At 71.0% G+C, this 3,086-nt stretch carries 2 protein-coding genes; one reads left to right on the forward strand and one right to left on the reverse strand.

From position 1 onward, the window contains the following. Nucleotides 1-220: 220 nt before the first annotated feature. Complete coding sequence (locus tag H5J33_RS29035; protein ID WP_181797786.1) at nt 221-1,771, reverse strand: APC family permease; 1,551 nt, start codon at nt 1,769-1,771, stop codon at nt 221-223. Nucleotides 1,772-2,021: 250 nt separating this feature from the next. Between H5J33_RS29035 and H5J33_RS29040 the strand changes: the two genes are divergently transcribed. After that, nucleotides 2,022-3,086 (forward strand): PP2C family protein-serine/threonine phosphatase (locus tag H5J33_RS29040; RefSeq protein ID WP_181797787.1); only part of this gene is annotated, 1,065 nt, incomplete at its 3' end.

The raw sequence follows: 3,086 nt of genomic DNA on the forward strand, positions 1-3,086 counted from the left end.
GGCCCAGAACGCCGCGAAGGACAGCAGGCACACGCCCAGGGCCCCGTCGGTGGCGAGCCGGAGTTCGGTGACCTCCGCTCGCCGCAGGGGCGCGGTGTCCTCCCCGTCGTGCGTCATGACCTCTCCATTCGGCACCCTTGCACCCCGGACCGCCTGATCGGCCCGGGGGTCGTACGGGTACCCGGGGCGCCGCCCCCGACACGGCGCCCGAAGGAGTGGTTCAGTCCTCCACGACGAGCGCCGGGGTGCCGGCGGTGAGGATCTCACCGCGGAAGAAGGCCGGGTCGCGGCGCCGCATCACCAGCATGATCACCGCGCCGAGGACCAGCAGGCCGACCCCGATGACGAAGACGGAGCCGACGCCGAGGACGGCGGAGCCGCTGCCGTAGGCCGGGTCCCACATGTCGTAGAGCGTCTTGCCGAACACGGCGGTGAGCAGGATGCCGCCGAGGACCGGGAAGAACCCCTTGAAGAGGGCGTCGCGGGCGGAGCGGGTGAGGTCGCGGCGGAAGTACCGGGCGCAGGCGAACGCGGTGAGCGCGTAGTAGAAGCAGATCATCAGCCCGAGGGCGTAGATGGTGTCGACCAGGACGTGCTCGCTGAGCAGCGACATCACCGTGTAGAAGACGCCGGTGGCGACGCCGGCCGTGACGGTGGCCCGGCCGGGGGTGCGGAACCGCTCGTGGACTCGGGCGTAGGAGGCGGGCAGGGCCTGGTACGTCGACATGGCGAGCACCGTGCGGGCGACCGGGATGAAGGTGGTCTGGAGGCTGGCGGCCGCCGAGGCGAGGACGGCGGCGAAGAGCAGGATGCCGCAGAGGTGGCCCATGACCGGGCCGGCCAGGGCGGCGAAGACGTTGTCGGAGGTGTCCGGGTTGGCCAGGCCCAGGCCGTGGGTGCCGGAGCCGACGGCCATCTGGGCGGCGACGCCGGTGACGAGGTAGGAGCCGACCAGGACGACCATGGCGATCAGGGCGGCCCGGCCCGGTGTCTTCTCGCTGCCGACGGTCTCCTCGTTGGCGGTCAGGCAGGTGTCCCAGCCCCAGTACATGAAGATCGACAGGGACAGTCCGGCACTGAAGGAGGCGAACGAGTCCACCGCGAAGGGGTTGAGCCAGGACCAGGAGAAGTCGGTGTGGCCGGGAAAGGCGCCGGCGCGGGCCTTGTGCAGGGCCAGGACGACGAAAAGGGCGAGCACCACGAGCTGGAGTCCGACCAGCGCGTACTGCACGCCCTTCGTGGTGGTCATGCCCCGGTAGCTGACCGCGGTGGCGGCGGCGATCAGGACCAGACAGGTGACGATGTGCACGGCCTTGTGGCCGTCGAGGCCCGCGACCGCGTCGCTGCCCGTGACCTCCCCGGCCAGCAGCCAGAAGTAGGTGGTGGCGACGCCGGCGAGGTTGGACAGCACGATCACGGTCGCGATGACCAGACCCCAGCCGCACATCCAGCCGACGTGCGGGCCGAACGCCTTGACGGTCCAGGTGAAGGAGGTGCCGCAGTCGGGCACGGCCTTGTTGAGCTCCCGGTAGGCGAAGGCGACCAGCAGCATCGGCAGGAAGCCGGCGAGGAAGACGGCCGGCATGTGCAGACCGACCTCGCCGGCGGTGGAGCCGAGCGTGGAGGTGAGGCAGTAGACCGGTGCCACGGTGGACAGGCCGATGACCGCGCTGCCCAGCAAGCCGATGGAATTCCCGCCGAGGCCCTTGCCCCGTACTCCGTCGCCGGGTGCCGTGTCGGGGGCGTCCGGCCTCATCGCCGTCTGTGTCATGACACAGGACGCTAAATGCTGCGATTTCGGTTGAGGGTGGTTCAGACCACCCGCCACGGGCCTTTGTTTCGCAGGTCAAATCGGGAAACCGGCCGGTATTTGAACGGAGAATGACGCTACTCGATCCTCTTCATGAAGGCAAAGTGAACGGCGTCCACTATTCGGGAACCGAAGAGCCACCCGGAATGTCCGATTCCAAATCCGCCGGTGTGACGTGCGTCTCATGCAGCCCGGGCGCACGCTGGGAGGCATGGCACCCCGGCTCGGTCACGCGCGACCGCGGCAGCCGTGGCAGTCGGCCCGCGCGCTGCTGGTACTGCCCGTCGCGCTCATCGTGGTGATCACCGTGGTGGACATGCGGGCCCCTTACGACGTCCACCTCGGACCGGCCCTGGTGATCGCCCCCGCGCTCACCCCCTCCTTCGCCGGCCCCCGCACCACCGCGGCGGTCGGCGCCCTCGCGGTGGCCGCACAGGCCTTCCTCGCCGTCACCCACGGCGGGATCGGCACCACGAACCACATCGTCCAGATCATCACCATCACCGTCCTGGTCGTGCTCACCGTCCTCTACAGCGCCCTGCGGATGCGCCGGCAGGCCCAGCTGGCCCGGGTCCGCACGGTCGCCGAGGCCGCGCAGCAGGTGCTGATGTGGCCGCTGCCCGAGCGGATCGGCGCGGTGCGCATCGCCTCCCTGTACCTGGCCGCCGAGGACGAGGCGCAGATCGGCGGCGACCTGTACGCGGCGGCCCGCTGCGACGGCGCGGTACGCGTGCTGATCGGGGACGTCCGCGGCAAGGGACTGCCGGCCATCGGGGAGGCGGCGCTGCTGCTCGGCGCCTTCCGGGAGAGCGCGCACCGGCGCGTCCCGCTGACGGAGCTGGCCGCCACACTGGACCAGAGCATCACCCGCTACGCCGCCGAGCTGGACCGCCCGGAGGAGGAGGGCGAGCGGTTCGCCACCGCGCTGCTCGTGGAGATCCCGGACCTCGACACGGTCACCCGGATGACCAGCTGCGGCCATCCGCCGCCGCTGCTGCTGAGCCCCGGCCACGTCGTCACGGCCCCGAGCCTGCACCCGTCGCCGCCGCTCGGGGTGCAGTACGGCCTCGAGCACACGCTGGACGTGTTCTCCTTCGAACCGGGCGACACGCTGCTGCTGTACACCGACGGGGTCGTGGAGGCCCGGGACGGACAAGGCCGGTTCTATCCGCTCGCCGAGCGGGTGGCGCGGTGGACCGGGGACAGCCCCGAGGCGCTGATGCACCATCTGCGGCGCGATCTGCTCGCCCACGCCGGCGGCCGGCTCGGCGACGAC

This window comes from Streptomyces sp. WELS2, assembly GCF_013870595.1.
In the GTDB taxonomy this organism is placed as follows: Bacteria; Actinomycetota; Actinomycetes; order Streptomycetales; family Streptomycetaceae; genus Streptomyces.

What these genes read in the sequence shown, in the direction of transcription:
- H5J33_RS29035 (WP_181797786.1), bottom strand. Translation starts at nt 1,771, where the DNA reads ATGACACAGACGGCGATGAGGCCGGACGCCCCCGACACGGCACCCGGC.